At 51.2% G+C, this 21,193-nt stretch carries 17 protein-coding genes and 1 pseudogene; 11 read left to right on the top strand and 7 right to left on the bottom strand.

Going from position 1 to position 21,193, the window contains the following annotated elements; genetic code table 11:
* Window positions 1–217: 217 nt before the first annotated feature.
* The 11 genes and pseudogenes from VFG09_00585 to VFG09_00535 all read left to right on the top strand — a co-directional run bounded on the left by VFG09_00585 (window position 218) and on the right by VFG09_00535 (window position 9,932).
* Window positions 218–502: a hypothetical protein gene (locus VFG09_00585; GenBank protein ID HET6513633.1), complete on the top strand. Its 285-nt coding sequence runs from the start codon at window positions 218–220 to the stop codon at window positions 500–502.
* A gap of 408 nt (window positions 503–910) precedes the next feature.
* Window positions 911–1,342 (top strand): transcriptional repressor, encoded by a 432-nt coding sequence (locus VFG09_00580; GenBank protein ID HET6513632.1) that lies wholly within the window; start codon window positions 911–913, stop codon window positions 1,340–1,342.
* Window positions 1,343–1,669: 327 nt separating this feature from the next.
* Window positions 1,670–2,455 (top strand): transporter, encoded by a 786-nt coding sequence (locus VFG09_00575; protein HET6513631.1) that lies wholly within the window; start codon window positions 1,670–1,672, stop codon window positions 2,453–2,455.
* A 29-nt stretch (window positions 2,456–2,484) separates the two neighbouring features.
* Window positions 2,485–2,733, top strand: coding sequence for a FeoA family protein (locus VFG09_00570; GenBank protein HET6513630.1), 249 nt, complete (start codon window positions 2,485–2,487; stop codon window positions 2,731–2,733).
* 52 nt (window positions 2,734–2,785) lie between these two features.
* The gene (locus VFG09_00565; protein HET6513629.1) at window positions 2,786–3,013 is read left to right on the top strand and encodes a FeoA family protein; all 228 of its coding nucleotides are present in this window, start codon (window positions 2,786–2,788) and stop codon (window positions 3,011–3,013) included.
* Window positions 3,010–5,235: a ferrous iron transport protein B gene (feoB, locus tag VFG09_00560; protein HET6513628.1), complete on the top strand. Its 2,226-nt coding sequence runs from the start codon at window positions 3,010–3,012 to the stop codon at window positions 5,233–5,235. The genes VFG09_00565 and feoB overlap by 4 nt, the downstream gene beginning before the upstream one ends.
* Before the next feature lie 240 nt (window positions 5,236–5,475).
* Window positions 5,476–5,880, top strand: a complete 405-nt coding sequence (locus VFG09_00555) for a rubrerythrin family protein (GenBank protein HET6513627.1) — start codon at window positions 5,476–5,478, stop codon at window positions 5,878–5,880.
* Window positions 5,881–6,047: 167 nt separating this feature from the next.
* On the top strand, window positions 6,048–6,482 hold the full coding sequence (locus tag VFG09_00550) for a Fur family transcriptional regulator (protein ID HET6513626.1): 435 nt from the start codon (window positions 6,048–6,050) through the stop codon (window positions 6,480–6,482).
* 275 nt (window positions 6,483–6,757) lie between these two features.
* Window positions 6,758–8,212, top strand: coding sequence for a catalase (locus VFG09_00545; protein HET6513625.1), 1,455 nt, complete (start codon window positions 6,758–6,760; stop codon window positions 8,210–8,212).
* A gap of 22 nt (window positions 8,213–8,234) precedes the next feature.
* Entirely contained in the window at window positions 8,235–8,543 is a 309-nt protein-coding gene (locus VFG09_00540; GenBank protein ID HET6513624.1) for a superoxide dismutase family protein, read from the top strand.
* Window positions 8,544–8,798: 255 nt separating this feature from the next.
* Window positions 8,799–9,932, top strand: a pseudogene (locus VFG09_00535) (IS3 family transposase).
* Window positions 9,933–10,476: 544 nt separating this feature from the next.
* Here the strand turns inward: VFG09_00535 and VFG09_00530 are convergent.
* From VFG09_00530 to mnmE, 7 genes are all read right to left on the bottom strand, one after another.
* On the bottom strand, window positions 10,477–11,619 hold the full coding sequence (locus VFG09_00530) for a glycosyltransferase (protein ID HET6513623.1): 1,143 nt from the start codon (window positions 11,617–11,619) through the stop codon (window positions 10,477–10,479).
* Window positions 11,604–12,725 (bottom strand): glycosyltransferase, encoded by a 1,122-nt coding sequence (locus tag VFG09_00525; protein ID HET6513622.1) that lies wholly within the window; start codon window positions 12,723–12,725, stop codon window positions 11,604–11,606. Before VFG09_00525 ends, VFG09_00530 begins: the two co-directional genes overlap by 16 nt.
* 58 nt (window positions 12,726–12,783) lie before the next feature.
* Window positions 12,784–14,388 (bottom strand): alkaline phosphatase family protein, encoded by a 1,605-nt coding sequence (locus VFG09_00520; GenBank protein ID HET6513621.1) that lies wholly within the window; start codon window positions 14,386–14,388, stop codon window positions 12,784–12,786.
* A gap of 41 nt (window positions 14,389–14,429) precedes the next feature.
* The gene (locus tag VFG09_00515) at window positions 14,430–15,446 is read right to left on the bottom strand and encodes a radical SAM protein (protein HET6513620.1); all 1,017 of its coding nucleotides are present in this window, start codon (window positions 15,444–15,446) and stop codon (window positions 14,430–14,432) included.
* 423 nt (window positions 15,447–15,869) lie between these two features.
* The gene (locus VFG09_00510) at window positions 15,870–16,661 is read right to left on the bottom strand and encodes a PTS sugar transporter subunit IIA (protein ID HET6513619.1); all 792 of its coding nucleotides are present in this window, start codon (window positions 16,659–16,661) and stop codon (window positions 15,870–15,872) included.
* 1 nt (window position 16,662) lies between these two features.
* On the bottom strand, window positions 16,663–19,323 hold the full coding sequence (mgtA, locus tag VFG09_00505; protein ID HET6513618.1) for a magnesium-translocating P-type ATPase: 2,661 nt from the start codon (window positions 19,321–19,323) through the stop codon (window positions 16,663–16,665).
* 470 nt (window positions 19,324–19,793) lie between these two features.
* Window positions 19,794–21,185, bottom strand: coding sequence for a tRNA uridine-5-carboxymethylaminomethyl(34) synthesis GTPase MnmE (mnmE, locus tag VFG09_00500; protein HET6513617.1), 1,392 nt, complete (start codon window positions 21,183–21,185; stop codon window positions 19,794–19,796).
* Window positions 21,186–21,193: the final 8 nt, after the last annotated feature.

Here is a 21,193-nt window from a genome sequence, read left to right as displayed (position 1 = left end):
TCCGTCAGAAGAAGATTGTAAAATGACAAGAATTGATCAGCAAGGGCGGACTGAACAGGCAAAGCCTGACAACACAAAGAGAGGTCTATTTTTTCGGAACTGACTGACTACTCGTTACCACCGCGCAAGCGGTTTAGTTCTGCAGGTCAAAACAAACGCCTTCAGATCTTTTCAGAGGTTTCTATTTCCAGGCGTACTCCTCATAGAGTTTCGACTTGTGATAACTGCGAAGAAGATGGTTCCGGCAGCGAGGTTCAGCAATGAAAAGAAGAAAGGGACCACCAATAGGAAGAATGGTAATAAGTATCTGTCCTGGGCTTATGCGGAGGCAGCAGAGCTTGCGCGGCGGTTTGACCCGGAAGCGAGGGCCTATTATGATCGGAAACGTAGGTACACAAACGAACCGGTTGCCTATAATGCGCTCGCAAACAAATTGTCGAGAGCAGCCTATCACATTATGAGAGACGGCGTTTTGTTTATGCCTGAGAGAATGTTTACATAACCGGCTGGAAGGATACGGAGTCGATCAGGGAGAGAGTCTCAGGCAGATCAGGGCTAGGGCGCGAAGAGCAAAACTCGTCCGGGAACTGGAACCGTTCCGGGGTAACGATATCCACGAGGGGATCGAAAAAGCAAGAGCTGAAGAATTCAGTTTTGCCCTCGCCGTCGTTCTTACCCCGCCCGTAATCGCGAGAGAAGTCTTAAGGCTGTTAAAGGCGCATCATGTGAGCTCATGAACGTCAGCAAGTATAATGACGCAAAATCATAGTCGGAAAGGATTGAGACTTTCGTTTGCCCAGACCAGGATGTATGAGGTCAAGCTGGTCAGCTATGGGAGTTGAAAAAAAGCTTGACATATTAATTTCTATTTGTTAATGTTGATAGTGATTATCATTATCGTAATGTCATTATGAGTGCGAACAACGCAAAAGACATTTTCAGAAACTGCATAATAGAAAAAGGATTGCGCAATACCAGGCAAAGGGAAGTGATTCTTGATGCATTCCTGTCTGCTAACAAGCATATCACGGTTGAGGAATTATTTAACGCAGTAAAAAAGAAGCATCCAGAGATTGGCTATGCAACGGTCCATAGAAATCTGAGTCTCTTCTGTGAGTGCGGCCTGGCCGACGAAATAAAGATCGGCAAACAGAAAACACGATATGAGCAGAAAGTCGGCCACGAGCACCATGACCATCTCGTCTGTCTGAAATGCGGACAATTCATCGAAGTTCACGATGAAAAAATAGAAAAGCTTCAAAACAAACTTGCAGAAGCAAACGACTTTATTCCGATGAGGCATAAGCTGGAGATATACGGCATGTGCAGTAAATGTAGATAATTTTTTTTACTCCAGTAATGATAATGCATATCAGTATTAAGAAGGCATAAGAGAATCCAAGGATGCTCAGGATGAATCACAGCATTTGTGAAAAAAGACGTCCATCGAAAAGATGCTCAGACGGAGAGCGGCAATTACGATGCGGATGCGGGAGTCTCATGGCGTGTGTAACAACCGGAGGCATAGAGCTCAAATGCCGCCGCTGCAAGAGGATTTGCATCATTCCTCTTGTAAAGGCAGATTTTGAGAAGTTGTGTCAGGGAAAACAGATATTAAATCAAGAAGACCAGCGGCCTCTGAGTCCAGAGTCAAGAAAGGAGAAAAAAGATGAAAAGGATTCAGAAGCCGGAAATAAAGAATAAGATTCTGTGGGTTGTATTGTTTTTTATGATTAACTCAGGAGAGGCATTTGCTGCCATTCCCCTCATTACGGATGATACGGGCACGCAGGGCAAAGGGAATGTTCAGATCGAGCTCTTTGGGGAGTACGGACATGACCGTGAAGGACGGGTTACGACAAAGAACAGCGACATCTCGGCAACATTGACGTATGGGCTCATCGATACGCTGGATCTAGCATTTATCAGTATCCCCTATCAGGCCTGGAGCTCTGACGGTGCCGGATCCTTGATAAAAGGGGACGGACTGGGGGATATGGCTATAGAGGCAAAATGGCGGTTCTATGACGAGGACGGGTTGAGCCTCGCCCTGAAGCCGGGCCTCACCATCCCCACAGGCAATGAAGATAAAGGCCTCGGCGCAGGAAAGATGACCTATTACCTCAACCTGATCGCCTCTAAGGAACTGAATCCCTGGGCGTTTCACATCAACCTCTCCTATGTCAGGAACGACAATAAGGTCGACGAGAGGAAGGACCTGTGGCATGCCTCTTTTGCCGCAACGGTTGATGTAATTAAGAATCTGAAGCTCGTGGGGGATATCGGCCTCGCGACCAACCCTGACAGTGCGTCGACTAATCCGCTGGCATATATCCTCGGCGGACTGATCTATTCTCTGAGAGAGAATCTTGATATCGGTCTTGGCTTAAAGGGCGGCTTAACAAAACCCGAAATGGATATCTCCATCCGGGGCGGCATAACCTGGAGATTTTGATGTCTCATGAAAAAGGAGGACAAAAGACGATGGCACCACTTGGGCTTCTGAGCAGAGGCGACAAGGCCGTGATTGTGGAGATAAAGGGACAAAAGGGCGTCTGTCATGGAACCAGCAGGAATCAATTATGCCATGCGGAGGATATGGGGCTTCGCATCGGGAAGAGCGTGGAAATGCTGAACAATGAGGGGCGAGGCCCTATCCTCCTGAAGATCGACGAATCGAGGATCGCCATCGGTCGCGGTATGGCAATGAGGATAATGGTGAAAAGACAATAGTCAGCAGGCATAGGCTTTCGCCTGCATTCAGAATGCGTAAGGAGGTGTTTTGATGAACTTAGCGATGTTGAAGCCGGGCCAAAAGGGGAAAATAACAGCAATGGGAGCGATTGGTCCGCTCAAAAGAAGGCTTATGGACATGGGAATACTCATAGGAGAGGAAGTAAAGGTAGAGAAAGTGGCGCCCTTGGGCGATCCCATAGAGGTGACAATAAAAAACTATAACCTTTCTCTGAGAAAGAAGGAAGCGGAAGGAATAGCAGTGGAGGTGCTGAAATGAGCTTAGAGTTGGGAGTTAAGAGTTTAGAGTTAAAAGAAAAGGGTGCAGAAACAAGGACAATAACCGTTGCAGTTGCAGGCAACCCTAACTCCGGCAAATCAACCCTGATAAATGCAATTGCAGGAACGAGGCTCCATGTGGGCAACTGGCCGGGCGTGACCGTAGAAAAGAAGGAGGCCCTTTTCGAATTTGAAGGGACGAAGATCAAACTCGTCGATCTTCCCGGTACTTACAGTCTCAGCCCTTATACGCAGGAAGAGATCATTGCGCGGGACTACCTTGTCCACAATAAGCCCGATGTCATCATTAACGTTGTGGACTCGACCAATCTCGAGAGGAACCTTTATCTCACCATCCAGATGATGGAGCTCGGCATCCCGATCATAATGGCCCTGAACATCTACGACGAGGCGGAGAAAAAGGGTTACAAGATCGATACGAAGGCGATATCGAAAATACTCGGGATCACCGTAGTTTGCACCGTTGCCACGAAAAAGGTGGGTATGGATGAACTTGTCAAAGCAGGGATCCTTATCGCCGGTAACCCGGCTGCTCACGCGCCGAAACGACTTAATTACGGCGGCGACATAGAGGCAGCAGTCCATGCTGTGGAGAATCATCTTTTCAAAGACCATTCTTCCGTTGCGGCGGCATACCCGCCAAGGTGGCTCGCCTTCAAGTTGATGGAAGGAGATGAGCATGTTCTCGAAGAGACCGGTCTCGACGAAAGCGGTCTCCTTGGCGAAACTCTCCGGCACCTCCGGGCAGCCCACGACGAGGATATTGAATCGGTGATGGCAGATGCGCGGTATGCTCAGGCAGCGGGTCTTGCGAGAGAGGTTTTGAAAAGACCGGAGATTAAGAAGATGGAGATGACCGAAAAGATAGACAAGATCGTCCTCAACCGGTTTCTCGGCATCCCGATATTTTTTGCAGCGATGTGGCTCGTCTTCAAGCTCGCCTTTGATGTTTCAAAACCCTTTTCCGACTGGATTGATGACGCAAGGACCGGTCCGCTTAAGAGATGGGCCGATGCAATGTTGGGTTTCATTCATGCACCCGGCTGGATACATTCCCTCGCCACCGACGGTGTCATTGCCGGCGTTGGCTTTGTCCTCGTGTTCGTCCCCGTCATCGCCGCCATGATGTTTTTCATCACCTTCCTTGAGGGAAGCGGCTACATGGCCCGGGCAGCCTTTGTGATGGACAGGCTTATGCACGCCCTGGGACTCCACGGAAAGTCCTTTATCCCCATGCTGCTGGGGTTCGGCTGCAACGTCCCGGCTATTTACGCCACAAGGGTCCTTGAAAGTGAGAGGGACAAAAAGCTTACCGCGTTCCTAATACCTCTTATGTCCTGCGGGGCACGGCTTCCCGTATACGTGGCATTCATAGGAGCCTTTTTTGTAAAAAATGCAGGAACGGTTCTCTGGTCGATGTACGTTCTCGGCATCGTCATGGCAATCCTTCTTGGTTATCTCTTAAAGAAGACCATGTTCAAGAAAGAGGCGCCCATGTTCATTATGGAGCTTCCGCCATACAGGATCCCGACTTCGAGAGACCTCATGATCCACACATGGCAGAAGCTCAAGCATTTTGTCGTGAAGGCGGGGACCTATATCTTCGCCGTTTCCATCCTTGTATGGTTCCTCCTTAACATTCCATGGGGAATCGAAAATAAAAGAGACTCGTTGTTGGGCAAGATGGGACAGGTCATCGCCCCGGTACTCGAACCAGCAGGATTCGGGAAATGGGAGGCTGCATCATCCCTCGTGGCAGGCGTAATCGCAAAAGAGATCGTTGTGGGGACGATGGCAGAGATATACGTTCCCAAGAATGAGGAGAAAAAGGAAGCGCCTGTTTTCATCGACGACTTGAAAAAGATGGGCACGTCCTTTCTAAACGCCTCAAAGAATGCGGTGGTCAACGTAGTTTCAGGGATTGGAATCACAAGTCTATCCTCTGAGGAATCGCAAGAAGAAAAAGAAGAAAGGTCCCCTTTGAGGCAGGCGTTACAGGGTGTTTTCAGCCCGCTCAGCGCCTATGCCTTCATGGCTTTTGTCCTTCTTTACTGGCCGTGCGTGGTAGTCGCCGCAGCGATGAAACAGGAGTTCGGGACCTGGAGGATTTACGGTCAGGCCGTGCTCATCCATTCGATTCTTGCATGGGTTGTGGCGGTAGTGATCTATCAAGGCGGGAAATTGTTAGGGATGGGAGGCTGAGATGGGGTTAGGAGATATCGTATTGATGGCAGTAATCGTCTCAGGGGCGGTATATCTTTTATACCGCCCCTTATGGAAGAAGAAAGGGCATTGTGCCGGGTGCAGTTCTGAGGCATGCGGAATGAAGAAGCATAATTCAACGAATTGCTGAAACAAAAATTCATCTTATGAAATCAACGGATGGCTTGACAGGGGCGGATAGTGAGGTAAAATTTAATTGAGAGTCATTACGGATTAGAGGTGCTTCACAAACCCTGTAGAGCCATAGCCTTTGCAGAGAGGGTTCATGCATCGAATCACCTTAATGCATTGAATGGAAGCAACCTCACCATCGATAACCTTGATACCGCCATTGATGGAGAAAAGTTCGAGGTCAATGAGATGTATCCGTCGCATAAAACAGTTGCAGAATTGCAGGATGAGAAAAAAGCGGTAAAGTCCATGCACTATGCCCTTGAGGCGGAGAAGATACACGCGGCGCTCTACGTAGAGGCAAAGGATTCCGCCAAGTCGGGGCAGGACATGGAGGTCGGCGATGTTCATATTTGCCCTGTCTGTGGTCATACTGTTGTCGGCAAAGCGCCGGATAGATGCCCCATATGCGGCGTCCAGGGTAATAAGTTCAAGAAATTCGAAAACATATGATGTTTTGAGTTTTGTTGATACTGAATTGCGTTTTCTGTGGTCCGAACTGTGAAGGTATTCCGGAATGACTTGAAGACCGGCCACATAAGGCAGACATATTGACAGGGGAAACCGACCGTGGTACTATTTCCAAATAGGAATCATTCCTAATTGATGAGCAAATCTCTGTGGCTGCCAGGGGAATAAAAGACAAACTCATCGAGACCCTCAGAAAAAACAATCTGAAGCTCACCAGGCAGCGGTTGGAAATTATCGAGGTCCTTGCCGTTGACAGGAGCCATCCGAGCGCTATGGAAATCCTGGCAAAGGTGAGGAAGAAGGTCCCAAAAATAAGTGCCTCTACGGTCTATTACACATTGAACCTCCTGAAAAGAGAGGGGCTGATAAAAGAGCTTGAATTTTACGATAGAGAAAACAGATATGAGGGGGACATAACCGACCATCTCAACCTCGTTTGTACGCAATGCGGGAAGATAGAGGACTTTCACGGAGAGATACCATTTCAGGCAAAGCACGTGGAGCGAAAAACAGGATTTCGGATTCAACAGATACGCTTCGAATACTATGGGTTATGCAGGGAGTGCCAGGCAAAGAGACGCTGATGTTTTTTTTCTTAATCGGAACAATTCCTGTTTGGATAAACATGCGAGACATCGCACCCCAGCCTTGCTAGGTACACCATCGTTTGTTACCCCGTCTTCGGGGTGAACACAGAAAGGAGATTGTTATGGCAGAAAAGAAGAGGAGGTATCACCAGAAGGGGAGATTTGCTGCTTGATAAAAGGAAATTAGTTAACAACTCATGGCGCATCAGTCAGATCGAACAATGGGATAGTCCGTTCACTCTAAGGGCTATGAATAGAAAGGAGGCATTACCATGAAAGACAACGACCGCAAACCCACAACAACAGATGCCGGGATCCCAGTGGCCAGTGAGGAGTTTTCCCTCACCGTGGGGCCCGATGGCCCGATTCTGCTGCAGGACCACTACCTGATGGAGCAGATGGCCAACTTTAACCGCGAGATGATTCCGGACCGCCAGCCCCACGCAAAGGGCTCCGGGGCCTTCGGATACTTCGAGGTGACCAAGGACGTCAGCGCTTACACCAAGGCGGCCGTGTTCCAACCGGGTACGAAGACCGGCGTACTGGCCCGGTTCTCCACGGTGGCCGGCGAGAGCGGCAGTCCCGACACCTGGCGGGACGTGCGCGGCTTTGCGCTGAAGTTTTACACCACCGAGGGCAATTATGACATGGTGGGGAACAACACTCCTGTTTTTTTCGTACGCGACCCCATGAAGTTCCAGCACTTCATCCACTCCCAGAAGCGCCGTGCGGACAGCGGCCTGCGCGACAACGACATGCAGTGGGACTTCTGGACGCTTTCGCCCGAGTCGGCCCACCAGGTCACCATCCTGATGAGCGATCGCGGAGTCCCCAGGAGCTATCGGCACATGAACGGCTACACGAGCCACACCTATATGTGGGTCAATGCTAAAGGCGAGCGCTTCTGGGTGAAGTACCACTTCAAGACCGACCAGGGCATTGATTTCCTCACCCAGGAAGAAGCCGACCGGATCGCCGGCGAGGATGCCGACTACCACCGCCGCGATCTGTTCGAGGCGATCAAGCGGGGGAATTACCCCAGCTGGACACTGAAGGTCCAGATCATGCCCTTCAAAGAGGCCAAGACCTACCGCTTCAACCCCTTTGACCTGACCAAGGTATGGCCGCATGGTGACTATCCGCTGCACGAAGTGGGCCGTTTGACGCTGAACCGAAATCCAAGCGATTTTCACGCTGAGATCGAGCAGGCAGCTTTCGAGCCAAACAACCTCGTCCCCGGGATCGGCCCGAGCCCGGACAAGATGCTGCTCGCCCGCCTGATTTCCTACGCGGATGCCCACCGGGCACGCCTGGGGGTCAACTATAAGCAGATCCCGGTCAACCGGACGAAGAGCCCGGTGCACAGTTACAGCAAGGGCGGTACGATGCGCATTGAGAACGTCTCCGATCCGGTCTATGCGCCCAACTCAAAAGGCGGCCCCAAGGCCGACCCCAAGCGGTATCCCGAGGTGGCCATCTGGAGTGCCAGCGGCGAGTTCATCCGCGCCGCCTACACCAAGCGCAAGGACGACGACGATTTCGGACAGCCCGGCACCCTGGTGCGCAAGGTCATGGACGACGCCCAGCGCGATCGGCTGGTGTCCAACGTGGTGGGGCACCTGAAAAACGGCGTGTCCGAACCCGTGCTGCAGCGTGCGTTCGAATACTGGCGCAATATCGACAAGGAGATCGGCGACCGCATCGCAAAGGGCGTAAAAGGTCGCTGAATCTCGACAGGCCCTGAGAGAGATGACCAAATGGGTGAAAACAGTCCTTTCACCCGAAGAGTTGTCACACGAACTCCGGGCCGGGTATCCGGCCCGAGTATATAAATTGGAGGAGGAGGGGCCCTATGGCAACGGACATCTCGGTGACCTCCCCGCCCTTTATGTGGCTTCTGATGGCAAGGCCACCCTCCCTGTTCTTGCACCGCGTCTGAAGGTGGCGGACATCAGGGGGAGATCCCTTATGATCCATGCAGGAGGCGACAATTATTCTGACAGTCCTGCGCCACTTGGCGGGGGCGGCGACAGAGTGGCCTGCGGAGTGGTCAAGTAACAGCAAAAGATGAAGTGGCCTCTCTTCTGGAAATGAGGGGCGCCGCAAAACACGCTCGGAAGTGGAAAGGGAGAACGCGACGATATCAGAGCTGGTCTGGAAAAACTGGACAGGGACATAAGTGGTAAAGCTGCTCTAAAATAGATAATCGAAGGGGTATCAGACATCGAGTGGGTGTCTGATCGTTCCCTACAGGGCATCTGGTGAAGCCGAATTTGACCGGCAGCCCTGTAAAAGGCCGAAAGGAGCAGCGAAATGAGTAAAAGACCGAGGAGGAACCACAGTCCGGCATTCAAGGCGAAGGTCGCATTGGAGGCACTGAAGGAGGGGCAGACGCTTGTGGAACTGGCTGAACGCTTTGAGGTGCATCCAAACCAGATCACGGAGTGGAAGCGACAGCTCTTGGAGCGGGCGGAGGAAGTGTTTGGAAAGGATAAGCAGGTGGAGGACGGGCCAGACGTTAAGGCCCTGCATGCAAAGATTGGGCAGTTAGCGATGGAAAACGATTTTTTATCAAGCGCGCTCGGGCGCATAGCCGGGCCGAGCGCAAAGAAATGATCGATAGGGAGCACGAGTTGCCCTTAACACGTCAAAGCCAAGCCGGATCCTCGAACTATCCCGGTCGAGCTTGTACTATGAGGCAGCACCGGCAAGCGATCAGGAGCTTGAGTTGATGAGGCTTATTGACGAGATTCACCTGAAATATCCCTTTATGGGAAGCAGGAGCATTCGGGATCAGCTTCTGGAGAGGGGGCATGAGGTAGGCCGTCAACATGTGGCTACGCTGATGAAGAAGATGGGGATAATGCCCATGTACCGGAAGCCACGGTTATCCAGACTTCATCCTGACCATAAGGTCTACCCTTATCTGCTGAGGGAGCTGGAGATCAGCAGATCGAACCAGATGTGGGCCGCAGATATCACGTACATACCGATGGCGAGGGGTTTCTGTTACCTCATGGCAATCATGGACTGGGCAAGCCGGAAGGTCCTCGCATGGAGGTTATCGAACACTCTGGATGCTTCATTCTGTGTCGAGGCACTACAGGAGGCTCTTGCACGGTACGGAACCCCAGAGATTTTCAATACAGACCAGGGCAGCCAGTTCACTTCGGATGATTTTGTTAGAGTTCTCAAAGGTCAGGGTATCAGAATCAGTATGGAGGGCAGGGGCCGTTGGATAGACAATGTGTTTATAGAACGTTTGTGGTGGAGCGTGAAGTATCAAGATGTATATCTGAAGGCATACAGCTCAATTGCCGAGGCCCGGACGGGCTTAAAGAGTATTTTGACTTTTACAACAGTCAGCGGCGGCATCAGAGCCTTGACCGCAGGACGCCCGATGATGTTTACTGGAGTACACTACCTCAGATGCAGGTAGCGGCATGAGGCAGCGCAGCTTATCACTTAAGAACTGCTTTCAGCTGTCCAAACAAACCCGACCACCTCTATCCCTCGCGATTGGCTTAAACGAATCAAGGAAGTATTTGTCCATGAGCAAAGCTAAAGAAGCACTCAAGCGTTATATGGAAACAATTGAAAAGGGTGGTTGTGTGGAATGGGCTCGGAAGACTAAGTTTGTTCCGCAGCCTGATGGTTCCCTGCGCCGCATGGTGACGAGGAAAGACGGCACTGTAGAGAAAGACGAAATAATCCCGGAGTATCTCAGGAAAAGTTTGCACAACTGCTCGGCATCTCTCCCCGTACACTGCGTGACTGGGAGCAAGGCCGCAGGAATCCCTCCGGGGCGGCCAAGACGTTGCTTCTCATTGCCGCAAAACACCCTGAGGTACTGAAGGAAATAGCAGCTTAGACAAACTCAGGCTCGGAGACTTTCAGGGCTGTAGGTCTCAGTATTGCTCAGGAAAAAACTGTAGTAGTTTTTCTGCGGTTTAAGTCTCTGTCAAATAACACCGGTCTGCTCGATGATCTATCAAGTACAACAACCGTAAATTATATCCTCATATTGTTGTATGATTCTTTCAGGCGAGAAATCCTTTATCCGTTCCTTTCCCAATCTGGACAACCTTTCTCTCAGCACCCTGTTTTTCAGTAAGCTCACGATCTCACGTGAAAGGGCATCGGCATCTCCTGTGGGGACGAGCAGGCCATAGTGACCATTTTCCAGGATCTCTCTGGGTCCATATTTGCAATCTGTGGAAACAACAGGTATTCCGCATGCCATCGCTTCCAAGATGACCGTCGGCAACCCCTCATAATGGGACGAAAGGACAAAGACATCAGCCTTGGATATGAAGGCAAAGGGGTTATTCAGAAATCCTACGAAAGACACCTTTTCTCCTATTGCCAGATCATTAGCCAGCCTTGATAGTGATTCCTTTTCGGGGCCTTCACCCAAGATCATGAGTCTCGCATCCATCTCTTTGACAACCATGCTGAAGGACTTAAGGAGAACATCGTACCCTTTTTGTGGAACTAATCTACCGACAGATACGATGATCGGAACTTCCTCCCTAAAAAAACGGTGTTCTCCAGGGCAGCCGCATAACGCAGGGATGCGCTTCAGGTCTATCGGATTATGGATAACCCTGATATTATGAGGCGCTATCCTAAATTTCTCAACGAGATCCGTCTTAACTCCTCCCGACACCGCAATGATTTTATCCGCAAATCGATAAAATATTTTGACCAGATGGGCTGTAGAAAACCACAGCATCTGCCTTCCTTCCTTTGTCTTCGTTATCTCACTCAGTGTGTTGTGCTCGCCGATGATGATCTTTCCTCCGAAGAGGAGTTTCGCGGAAATAGCCATGATATTACTGTAGGTTAACATGCTCATGACGACGTGTGGCTTCTCGTCGTAGACAATCTTCAAGAACGCAGCATACTGTTTGATCTTCTGAAGGACATTATCAGACGCCCTCTCTACCACGATGATCTTCAAGCCTCGAGGTAAGTAGTCCCTGTAAGGAGAACTGTCACAGGGGTACAACAGAATGAGTACGGCCTCGATTTTCTCTTTATTCATATGATGGAGAATCTCTGACATGGCCCGCTCGGCACCACCACCTTCCAGCGAGGGTATAAAAAAGAGGGCCTTCACCTTTTCAACCATGAATGTCCTGATGCGTCCATATTTTCCCGATGATTCTTTCGGTCTCCTCGAAACTGTGCCTCATGCAGCCGGTTTGCATGATAAGGCCGACGTTTTTTGAGAGATTTCACTTTCTCCTTAAAGAAGGCGACTGGATTGACGAGATCAGTTCTCAACCATGATGAAAGGACGACGAGGGAATAGATGAGGTTATTCTTGGCTGAGGGTGCCTTTGTCAGGAATTTTCTGAATTCCGATCGAGCATCCTCAAAGCATCGGAACATGAGCAGATACAGGGCGCTGCTGTAAGGGATATGCCTTCTCATGTCTTCCCAGTGTTCCCTGAGTTCTCCTCTGTCATGAGAAAGACTAAGGCCGGCCATTTTAACCCGAAACTCAAGAAGAAAGTGTTCGAGAAACCTGATCTCATCGCTAAAAGCTACTTCCCGATTCTGCACAAAGGACGTCGAGGAGGCATGCTTTCTGTAGTATCCAAGACAACGGGGGACTGCTGAGAACGTGCCTTCCAGCGCAAGTCTGACCCACGTTGGAAAATCTTGTCCCATTCCTTTCACTTCCAGAAAACCACCAATTCTCAGGAGAGCATTTTTTCTCATCATGACTGTTGGGTTGACGATGAAGCAAGACTTTTCGACCAACAGGATCTTCAAAGCAGACCCTTTCGGGTTATTATTGGCTGAGCTGAGATCTTCCGGAATACCGACGAAGCCTATCTTCTTTCCTCCATGGTCCACGAGATACGATTCGCCGTAACTGAGGATAACGGACGGGTCATCAAAACTCTCTACCTGTATCTGAAGCTTGTCATGTGGCCAGTAATCATCGCCATCGATTAAGGCAATGAGGTCGCCGTTACACATCATGAGGGCCCTATTGAAATTCTTCGCAAGATGCCGTGATGCAGCGTGTTCCTGGAAAATATACCGTATCCTCTTATCGTTAACGCCCCGGATGATATCACCCGTACCGTCTGTCGACCCGTCGTCTACAATGACCCACTCCCAATCTTCATACGTCTGATTCAGGACGCTCTGGATGGTCTGTCCGATATAGGGACGATTGTTGAAAACAGATGATACGATGCTTACAGAAGGCTTATGAGTCATAGGGCTAGTTCCGGTATGACCGTGCCTGCCAGGATAGGGATTTCACGATCGAGCATGACTACAAGATTTCGTTCATCGGTTCACCGTCGACTTGTGGCAAGGTGACACCAAAGAAGCTGCTGAACGTAGGCGCAAAATCCATGAGAGAAACCGTTCTTTCCAGTCGACCTGCCCTTATCCCCGGTCCAAGAACGATAAAGAGACCATCGGGTCTATGATCACCGCTTCGGCAGTCGTGATTGACTCCCTCAATTATCCCTGTCCCTTCGGAAGTGAGCGTCAGTTTGCTCCTGTCGACATTCCCTTTGCCCCCGCTGCCCAACAATTTCTTATCGCTCCACTCTACCAGGAGATCGGGCAGGTGATCGAGGCACTCTCCCTGGTACAAGGTGTCTGTTCTTCTTACACTCTTTATCATAGGGATTCCCGTATCGTAGTCAACAATGGTTAACAACGCTTTAGTCAGATCATCACAGAACATATCCATTTCCGCTCCTCGCTTGATGACGCCATCAGGCTCTCTGCCTGCCACATTGATGCGAATACCGCCGACTGGTCCCCCGTTGTCCAACGGGAAGCACTTACTTTTTCTCAGATCTATATGTAATACCGAAGAAGGAACGTGGACATGGCCACGGTGAATCCAATCATAAAAACGATCAGCAACGGGCTTGAGCCTTTGTTTGATCCCCTCCGGAGTATATTTCCAACTCCAGGCAAAGAGAGCGTCCAATCTGTCAAGAATGTCGGGTGACCTTCCCATGGGGATCTTAGAAGAACAAGCCTCCGCTACCTGCAAGCGGACCAAAATATCTCTGAGGAGAAAGGGTGCGCCAATATTGTGGGCCATGCCATGACTTGCAAGGAAGACAACCATGGTGTCGTCGTCGATGTGCGTCAGGATATCTCCGATCGCAGCATCGATAGCCCTATAAACATCGAGGATGGGATCGCCTGTTATAGCAACAATCTCAGGATCATAATCTGGATGATTCGGATCATGGAGATGCCAGCATTGATGACCAACGCAATGGCTCTCGGAAAAGACCTGAGCAAAGAAGTCCCAACCACCATTATTCAGATAATACTTGGTCAGTTCCGCCTTTTTCTGTGCGCCCTGAATGAGAAGGTCTCTGAATCTGCAAACCTCTTCCGGAGTCCGTGCATAGGAGTCGCACGACTTTCGTAACGGGTGCCGGCCGAACCGAGTCAGCACCTCCTTCTTCAGTTTCTCCGGCCAGGTGCACAATCCATAATTGCGATCATGAGAGCCCCATTCCACCATCTGAATACCATTGATTTCGCGGGAGATCCCGGACAGAGGGATGTCAAGTATGGCGACTTTTCGTCCGGCGCGGCTAAGGTAATTCCAGAAGGGCTCAGGCTTTATAAACTCGCCGGTGAAGCACCGGTGGAACTCATAGGTTCCCGGATTCAATTGAATCATCCTATGGAAGCCGTGATGGCCGGGTGTCACTCCGGTAACAAAAGACGGCCACGTTGCTCCTTCAAAGAACCCTTCCAGGCTTATGGTATTTCCGACCAACCCTTCGGCAAGCAACGCACGAAGGGCAGGTAATGTCCCGGCAGCGGCCCAGGATTCTATGAGAGACTTATCCCCAGCATCCATAGCCAGGAAGAGCACTTTCGCGGGTGAAGCCACTCAAGCCCTCCTTTGACCCTGTCGCAAACAGATGCCTGCTGTCAGTAAGAGTACATCCAGCCGCATCTCTGACAGCCTGGAAAATGTTTCTCCCGCAATAACACCCTGCGAAATTTGTGTGCCTCTTCGCTGTTCCATATATTATGAAAACTATCATTGAGAATGTTGCCGAGAATATAGTCGTCAATCCATTCGTCAGGACAAAACGTTACGTCGCCGTTCGGTTTGATAACGGCAGCAAAGAACGAAGCAATACATCTCTTTCTCACGGTCGGGCTTTTCGAATAATACTTTATGATTTGAGTATATGATAAATCAGGATAACTCCTTACCTTCGGTAACCTGCTTACGTCCATAATTTCCGCGGCTAATCTCGCCGGATCAAGCACAAAAGAACCGGGGATTACGTGACTAGCAGCGCCTACTGCACATCGGCTCAGTTTCTCCGTGACCGCTGACTGATGTCGAGACAGCTCGCTTGGCGTAGCATACCAAAGATGATGAAGCCGGTAAAGATCAGCACCGTCATCTGTTGCGTTCCTTATTGCATCCATCGACTCCTTCACATGACCGATCAGATCGGACCTTACCGCAATATTCACTATAATAAGGGGTTTCACACCCATTCTTCTCTTTTTTATTCCGGAAAGTTTTCGTACGCTCTGGGTTACCTGATGAAAGACGCCTCTCCCCCGCACGCGGTCGTGCAGCTCTTCATTGCCGTCTATTGAGAAATAGACAGCATCAACGCCAAGGGCAACAAGCGTTTCTATCTTTCCCGAATCCAACAACGTTCCATTGGTAGTAAAGGAGACCGCAAGGTTCTTACTCTTCATGTGTCTGAGGATCTCCATAAAATCTTCTCGTATGAACGGTTCAGATCCGCCTATATATATACTGGAGGTATATTTTCCGATGTCATCGACTACGCCAAAGACCTCACGCGTTGTGAGTTCGCAGCCTTCATACCGGTCGCCAATGCCCTTTTCTCCATGAAACCAGCACATCCTGCAGCGTAGATTACAACGGTTGCTCAGCTCTATATCGATTTGTCTCAACCTGTCGCAACGCAGGTTCCGTAATCGGTGGGGAAACAGCCTATGAAGACGATTGAACACACTTTCTCGGATCAACGTTGCTTTTCCTTGACTTCTGCATGAGCCGAGAAGGCGTGGTTAGACTTTTTCATAAGTGACCATATTGTACCGTAATTCCTGTGAAAACGTTACCCCATTTCTACGAACGGAGGAAAGGGAACAGTATTCTGGATGAGGGAATGAGCAACAAACGAAAGAAGGCTTACGATGAAAAGCAACTCCCCTTACGCCTGTCCCTCCCCTCGTGAGGCGAAGGATGACGTGAAGACTCTCCTGATAAGCCAAAAGTCGAAGAAGGGGTCTCGAAGTTCATAGAGCTCATAAGAAAAGGAAAACTCGAAATCAGGATATGCATGAGGCCAAAAGAATCGTGCGGCATCGCAATTATTCCTTCTTTGCCGGCTGTATGGCGAAGCAGTCATACACAACTCTGTCTCCCTGATAGTTGGTACTGCCCCGGCGCACAATACGCCATCCCTTCAATTCGTGCCAGCTCTTATCGGTAATGGCTGCACCAAGTGTTTCGTCGTCTTTTGTGAGGTCGGCCAATTCGCGGTTCTGGGTAAGAACCACAGTCTTGATTCCGGGGCCGGCGATAATCATAAGGGGCTCGATGATCATGTTTTCCAACTCCGGAATAGTCACAGGAGCCACGACGGCGCGCGCCTTCAACTGAATCATTCTCGCACGAGTATCGGGTCCTGCATCCTCCATGGCAAAATGCGCCATGTCCAGCAGCCTCAGACGAACGGCATTCAGATCCTCTATCTGCTCAAGATCCCTGCATTCCCCATGCTTGCCCAGCACTTTGACAAGCGTCGAAACCTCTTTCAGATAGGGGCTCCTCTGGTTATCAGGAACGAGGAACATTATGATCAGCCGCACCGATGGCTCACCAGGTTTGCCATAATCTATACCGGCGGGACTCCAGCCTATCGAACAGAGTAATTCACCATCAAAGGTGACCGGGGCATGGGGGCAGGCCCAGCCATTTCCCAGAGATGTGTTGGAGACACTCTCACGGGACAGCACGGCGCCGACGATGTCAGTCCCTGCAGGCACTGAGGGGACCGCTTCCAGAAGGCTTGCCAGGACCGTAAAGGCATCTTTCTTGTCATTGTCAGGGAGCTCGATGACGCGGCCGTCTTCCAAGGCCTGAAGAATAGTATGCAGCATCTCATTCACCTCCGAATGTCTTGAAGAACCATTTCTTCACGGTATGTGTCAGTACACTATACATCAGCAAGAAGGCTGCGATCCATCCCCAGTAACTGAGCGGCAGCTGAACAAAGCCTAATGTTGAGGCGAAGGGAGAATAGGGCAGCCAGGCGCCGACAGCCATGACAACGAGGGTCGTCATCGTCATCGGAAGAGATGCGCGGCTCTGAATGAAGGGCAGGCGCTTGGTACGGATGATGTGGACGATGAGCGTCTGCGTCAACAGGGATTCTACGAACCACCCGGTCTGGAACAGCTGCGCATGAACCTCCCGTCCAGCCTGCCCCTCGGCAACATCGAGAAAGGCCCGGCTATTGAAGACGAACCACATGAGGGCGAAAGTCGCATAATCAAAGATCGAGCTCAACGGACCGATAAAGATCATGAACCACTTTATGTTGCCTATATCCCATTTGCGAGGCCGAGCAATCTGCTCCTCATCCACATGGTCGGTGGGGATGCCGGTCTGGGAGAAGTCATAGAGGAGGTTGTTCAGAAGAATCTGGACGGGCTGCATCGGCAGGAAGGGCAAAAGATAGCTGGCCCCCAGCACGCTGAACATATTGCCGAAATTTGAACTCGCCCCCATCCGGATGTATTTGATGATATTGGAGAAGACCTTTCGTCCCTCCAGAATGCCGTCTTCAAGGACCAGGAGACTCATTTCCAGAAGCACGATGTCGGCAGACTCCTTTGCCACATCAACGGCCGAATCCACCGAAATTCCTACGTCGGCAGCGCGCAGTGCGGGAGCGTCGTTGATGCCGTCACCCATGTATCCGACGACGTGGCCGGCTTGGCGCAACGACTCGATCACCCGTTCCTTTTGGAGCGGCGAGAGCTTTACCATCACATTCGCCTCGATGACGGACTTAGCAAACTCCTCCTGGCTCATGCGATCGAGATCCTCACCGCTGACTATGCGATGGACCTTCAGGCCCACGTCGCGGCATATCTTGCCGGTCACAAGAGCGTTATCGCCGGTCAGGATCTTAACCTGCACCCCCGTATCCTGCAGCAATGTAACGGCCCTGGCGGCCGAGTCCTTGGGGGGATCGAGGAAGGCGATATACCCAAGGAGGATCAGGGCAGATTCATCCTGGACGGTGAATCGCGCCTGTTCCCGGAGAAACTCCCGGTAGGCTATGGCGAGGCATCGGTAGCCTTCGTTGTTGAGACGGGCGACCTCTTCAAAAAGATCGTCCCTGATCATGTCGATCAGAGGATAAATCTCTCCGTCCAACTGGTAGTGCTTGCAGCAGGCGTAAACCTCTTCGACCGCACCCTTGCATATCAGGACATGGTCTCCCTCAAACTCGACCACCACGGACATGCGCCTGCGCTGAAAATCAAAGGGAAGTTCATCCACAAGACGGCAGGTTCGTTCCACCTCGAATTCAGTATGTTCAAGGACAGCCCTGTCGAGGAGGTTGCGGAGTCCTGTCTGGTAATAACTGTTCAGGTAACCGTAACGCAGGACGCTTCCGCTCTCCTCTCCGGTCACATCAACGTGTTTCTTCAGGATGACGCGGTCCTGGGTGAGGGTCCCGGTCTTGTCAGTGCAGAGGATGTCGATGGCGCCGAAGTTCTGGATGGCGGAGAGTCTCTTTACAATGACCTTTTTTCGGGACATCGATATGGCGCCCTTGGCGAGGTTCACCGTCACGATCATCGGCAGCATTTCAGGGGTCAATCCCACAGCAACCGCTACGCCGAAGAGAAGCGCCTCGAGCCAATTCCCCTTTGTGAGGCCAACGATCATAAAGCAGCAGGAGACCATAATTATCATGAACCTGATCATGAGCCAGGTGAAGGAGCGCACACCAAGATCGAAGCTGGTCTCTGTGGCCCTGTCAGAAAGCCGTTCGGCAATGGCCCCGAAAAATGTCCGTCCCCCCGTGTTTACCACAATGCCTCGGGCCGTCCCGCTGCCGACGCTTGTTCCTTGGAAACAGGCATTACCGAACTCAAGCAACGGCCGTCCGCCATTGCCGGAGACTTCCGCGTTCTTTTCCACCGGCATGGACTCGCCCGTTAGTGTTGCCTGGCTGACGAAGAAATCTCTCGCTGAGAGAAGCCTGAGGTCTGCGGGGACGATTGAGCCGGCCTGAAGGAGTACGATGTCGCCGGGAACCAGTTCAGCCAGGGGAAGCTCTGTCTCCTTGCCATCTCTCAAGACTACGGCACGGGATTGCACTCTCTTGCCCAGAGCTTCGACAGCCCGGCTTGAACGCCGGTCAAGCACATACGACAACCCAACGCTCAGCACGATCATAAAACTCACGATAATCGCCGACTTGAGCTCTCCGATTATGCCGGAGAAGACCGCTATCACGAGAAGCTGGACTACGAGGGGGCTCTTGAGCCGCCGTAGTACGTCCTGAAGAAAATTGAGACGTCTCGCCTGGGTAATTTCGTTGCGCCCATATTTTTCGAGGAGTTGTTCCGCGTCTTCCGTGCTGAGCCCCCGATCATTGCTGCCCATCATTTGCAGAGCTTGAACATCCGGCACTGAGCAGACTTCCAGAAGGCGTTTCTCATCCTCGGTGCGGGCGTGAGGAGCACTCGCCATACTCCGTATCCACGACGGCATAAAGAAGTCGTAGAGGAACTTAAACATGATCGCCTCCTCTTTCAGAATCCTTATCGGCGAAATGGATCAATTGACCCGCGCCAACAATGTTCTTGTCAGAAGGTATGCGCTCTGCGTTTGTTAAGAGGATAACCCGGATTGCAGGGATACTGCTGTGGTCTTTCATGATTCACCTCCATTTCAACCGCAAAGATCGTGGCGGCCAGAGGCGAATCGCTCGAAAGAGGATCAGAGGATGGAACGATTCAACACGGAGGCCGCATGGACTAACCAATGCGGACCAGGCTCTTTCTGTTCGGCTTGATCGAGATCTTGATTGAGATTATGAATAACGCACTGGCTACAACTTCCGTCAGGGCTGTCCACACGTCCTCCTCTCATTCGGTTCTTTCTGGCTCAAACGTCGTCCATCTGAAATTATATATTATCCAGACTGCCTTTGTTAAGAAGAAATATCTCACGTTAGGCAAGTAATGAATATTTGAGGAACTTGATTCCTATTTCCCTATACAGAACTCACTGAATATCTTACTAAGGATCTCCTCAGTCGTGACCACCCCGACGATTTCTCCGAGACTGTCGAGGGCATCCCGTATTTCGATAGCAACGATCTCGAGAGGCTTATGTGAAGCCAGGGCTTCAGACGTCCTCCTCAGTGCTGAGACCGAATGATCAAGGGCGACCTTGTGCCTCACATTCGTGACGATAACACCGGCAATATCGCCTGAAGAAGCGCCGTTTGCCGCCAGGTCCAGAAGCCTGTCCTTCAACCCGTCAAGTCCGCTGAGGGTCTTTGCCGATATCTCCAGGATATGGTCTGAGTAATCGCTGAGGTATGCATCGAGGGAAGGATCAGCAGCCGGAAGGTCTGATTTGTTTATGGCAACGACGCTCTTCTTCCCTCTGATTCTTTCGAGAACCTCTCTGTCCTGATCATCGGGCAGGATGCTCCCGTCAACGAGAGCGATAACGATGTCAGCTTCATCAAGGGCCTTAAGACTCCTGACCACTCCCTCCCTTTCAGCCATCTCATGGGACTCCCTGATGCCGGCAGTGTCCATGATCCTCACCGGGAGGCCTTTGATATTGAGATGCTCTTCGAGAACGTCTCTCGTTGTTCCGGGGGTTTCCGTCACGATCGCCCGCTCTCTCCTGAGGAGGGCGTTGAGGAGCGATGACTTCCCGACATTCGGTCTCCCGACAAGGGCGACCTTGAGTCCCTCCCTGAAGAAACGTCCCTCTTCAAAACTGCCGGAAAGGACAGAGAGCTCTCCTCTCAAATCCTGAATCTCCTTCAGCAGACTCTCTTGAGACGCGGGCTCGATCTCATCCTCAGGGAAGTCTATATACGCCTCGATGTGGGCGCAGAGAGAGGTAATCCTGTCCCTCAGGGCAGTGATCTTCCCGGAAAGTCCGCCGGAAAGCTGTTCGAGGGCAACCTTCCTCGATGCATCGGTCTTCGCCCGTATGACGTCAAGAACGGCCTCTGCCTGTGAAAGGTCCAGCCTTCCATTGAGAAAGGCCCGTTTTGTGAACTCTCCGGGCTCTGCAAGTCTCGCGCCCTGTCGAAGGATCAGCTCAAGAACGTTTCGCAGGGTGACCATCCCTCCATGGCAGTTTATCTCGACTACATCCTCTTTTGTATAGGTGTGAGGAGCCTTCATCACCGAGACGAGGACCTCATCAATCGTGCCGCCGGTAAAGGGGTCTTTGATAGAGCCGTAAAGGAGTCTGTGCGACTCAGCCCCCGACAGCCTCTCGCCTTTTCGGGAAGAGAAGATCGGTCCGGCAACCGCGATGGCATCGCTACCGCTCAGCCGCACGATTCCTATGCCCCCTTCGCCGAGAGGCGTGGATATCGCCGCGATGGTATCATCAAGAGGTGTCACGATTGATT

The sequence above is a fragment of the Thermodesulfovibrionales bacterium genome (genome assembly GCA_035686305.1).
In the GTDB taxonomy this organism is placed as follows: domain Bacteria; phylum Nitrospirota; class Thermodesulfovibrionia; order Thermodesulfovibrionales; family UBA9159; genus DASRZP01.
Note: the sequence above shows the minus strand (reverse complement) of the source record. Positions and strands in the feature narration are given on the sequence as shown.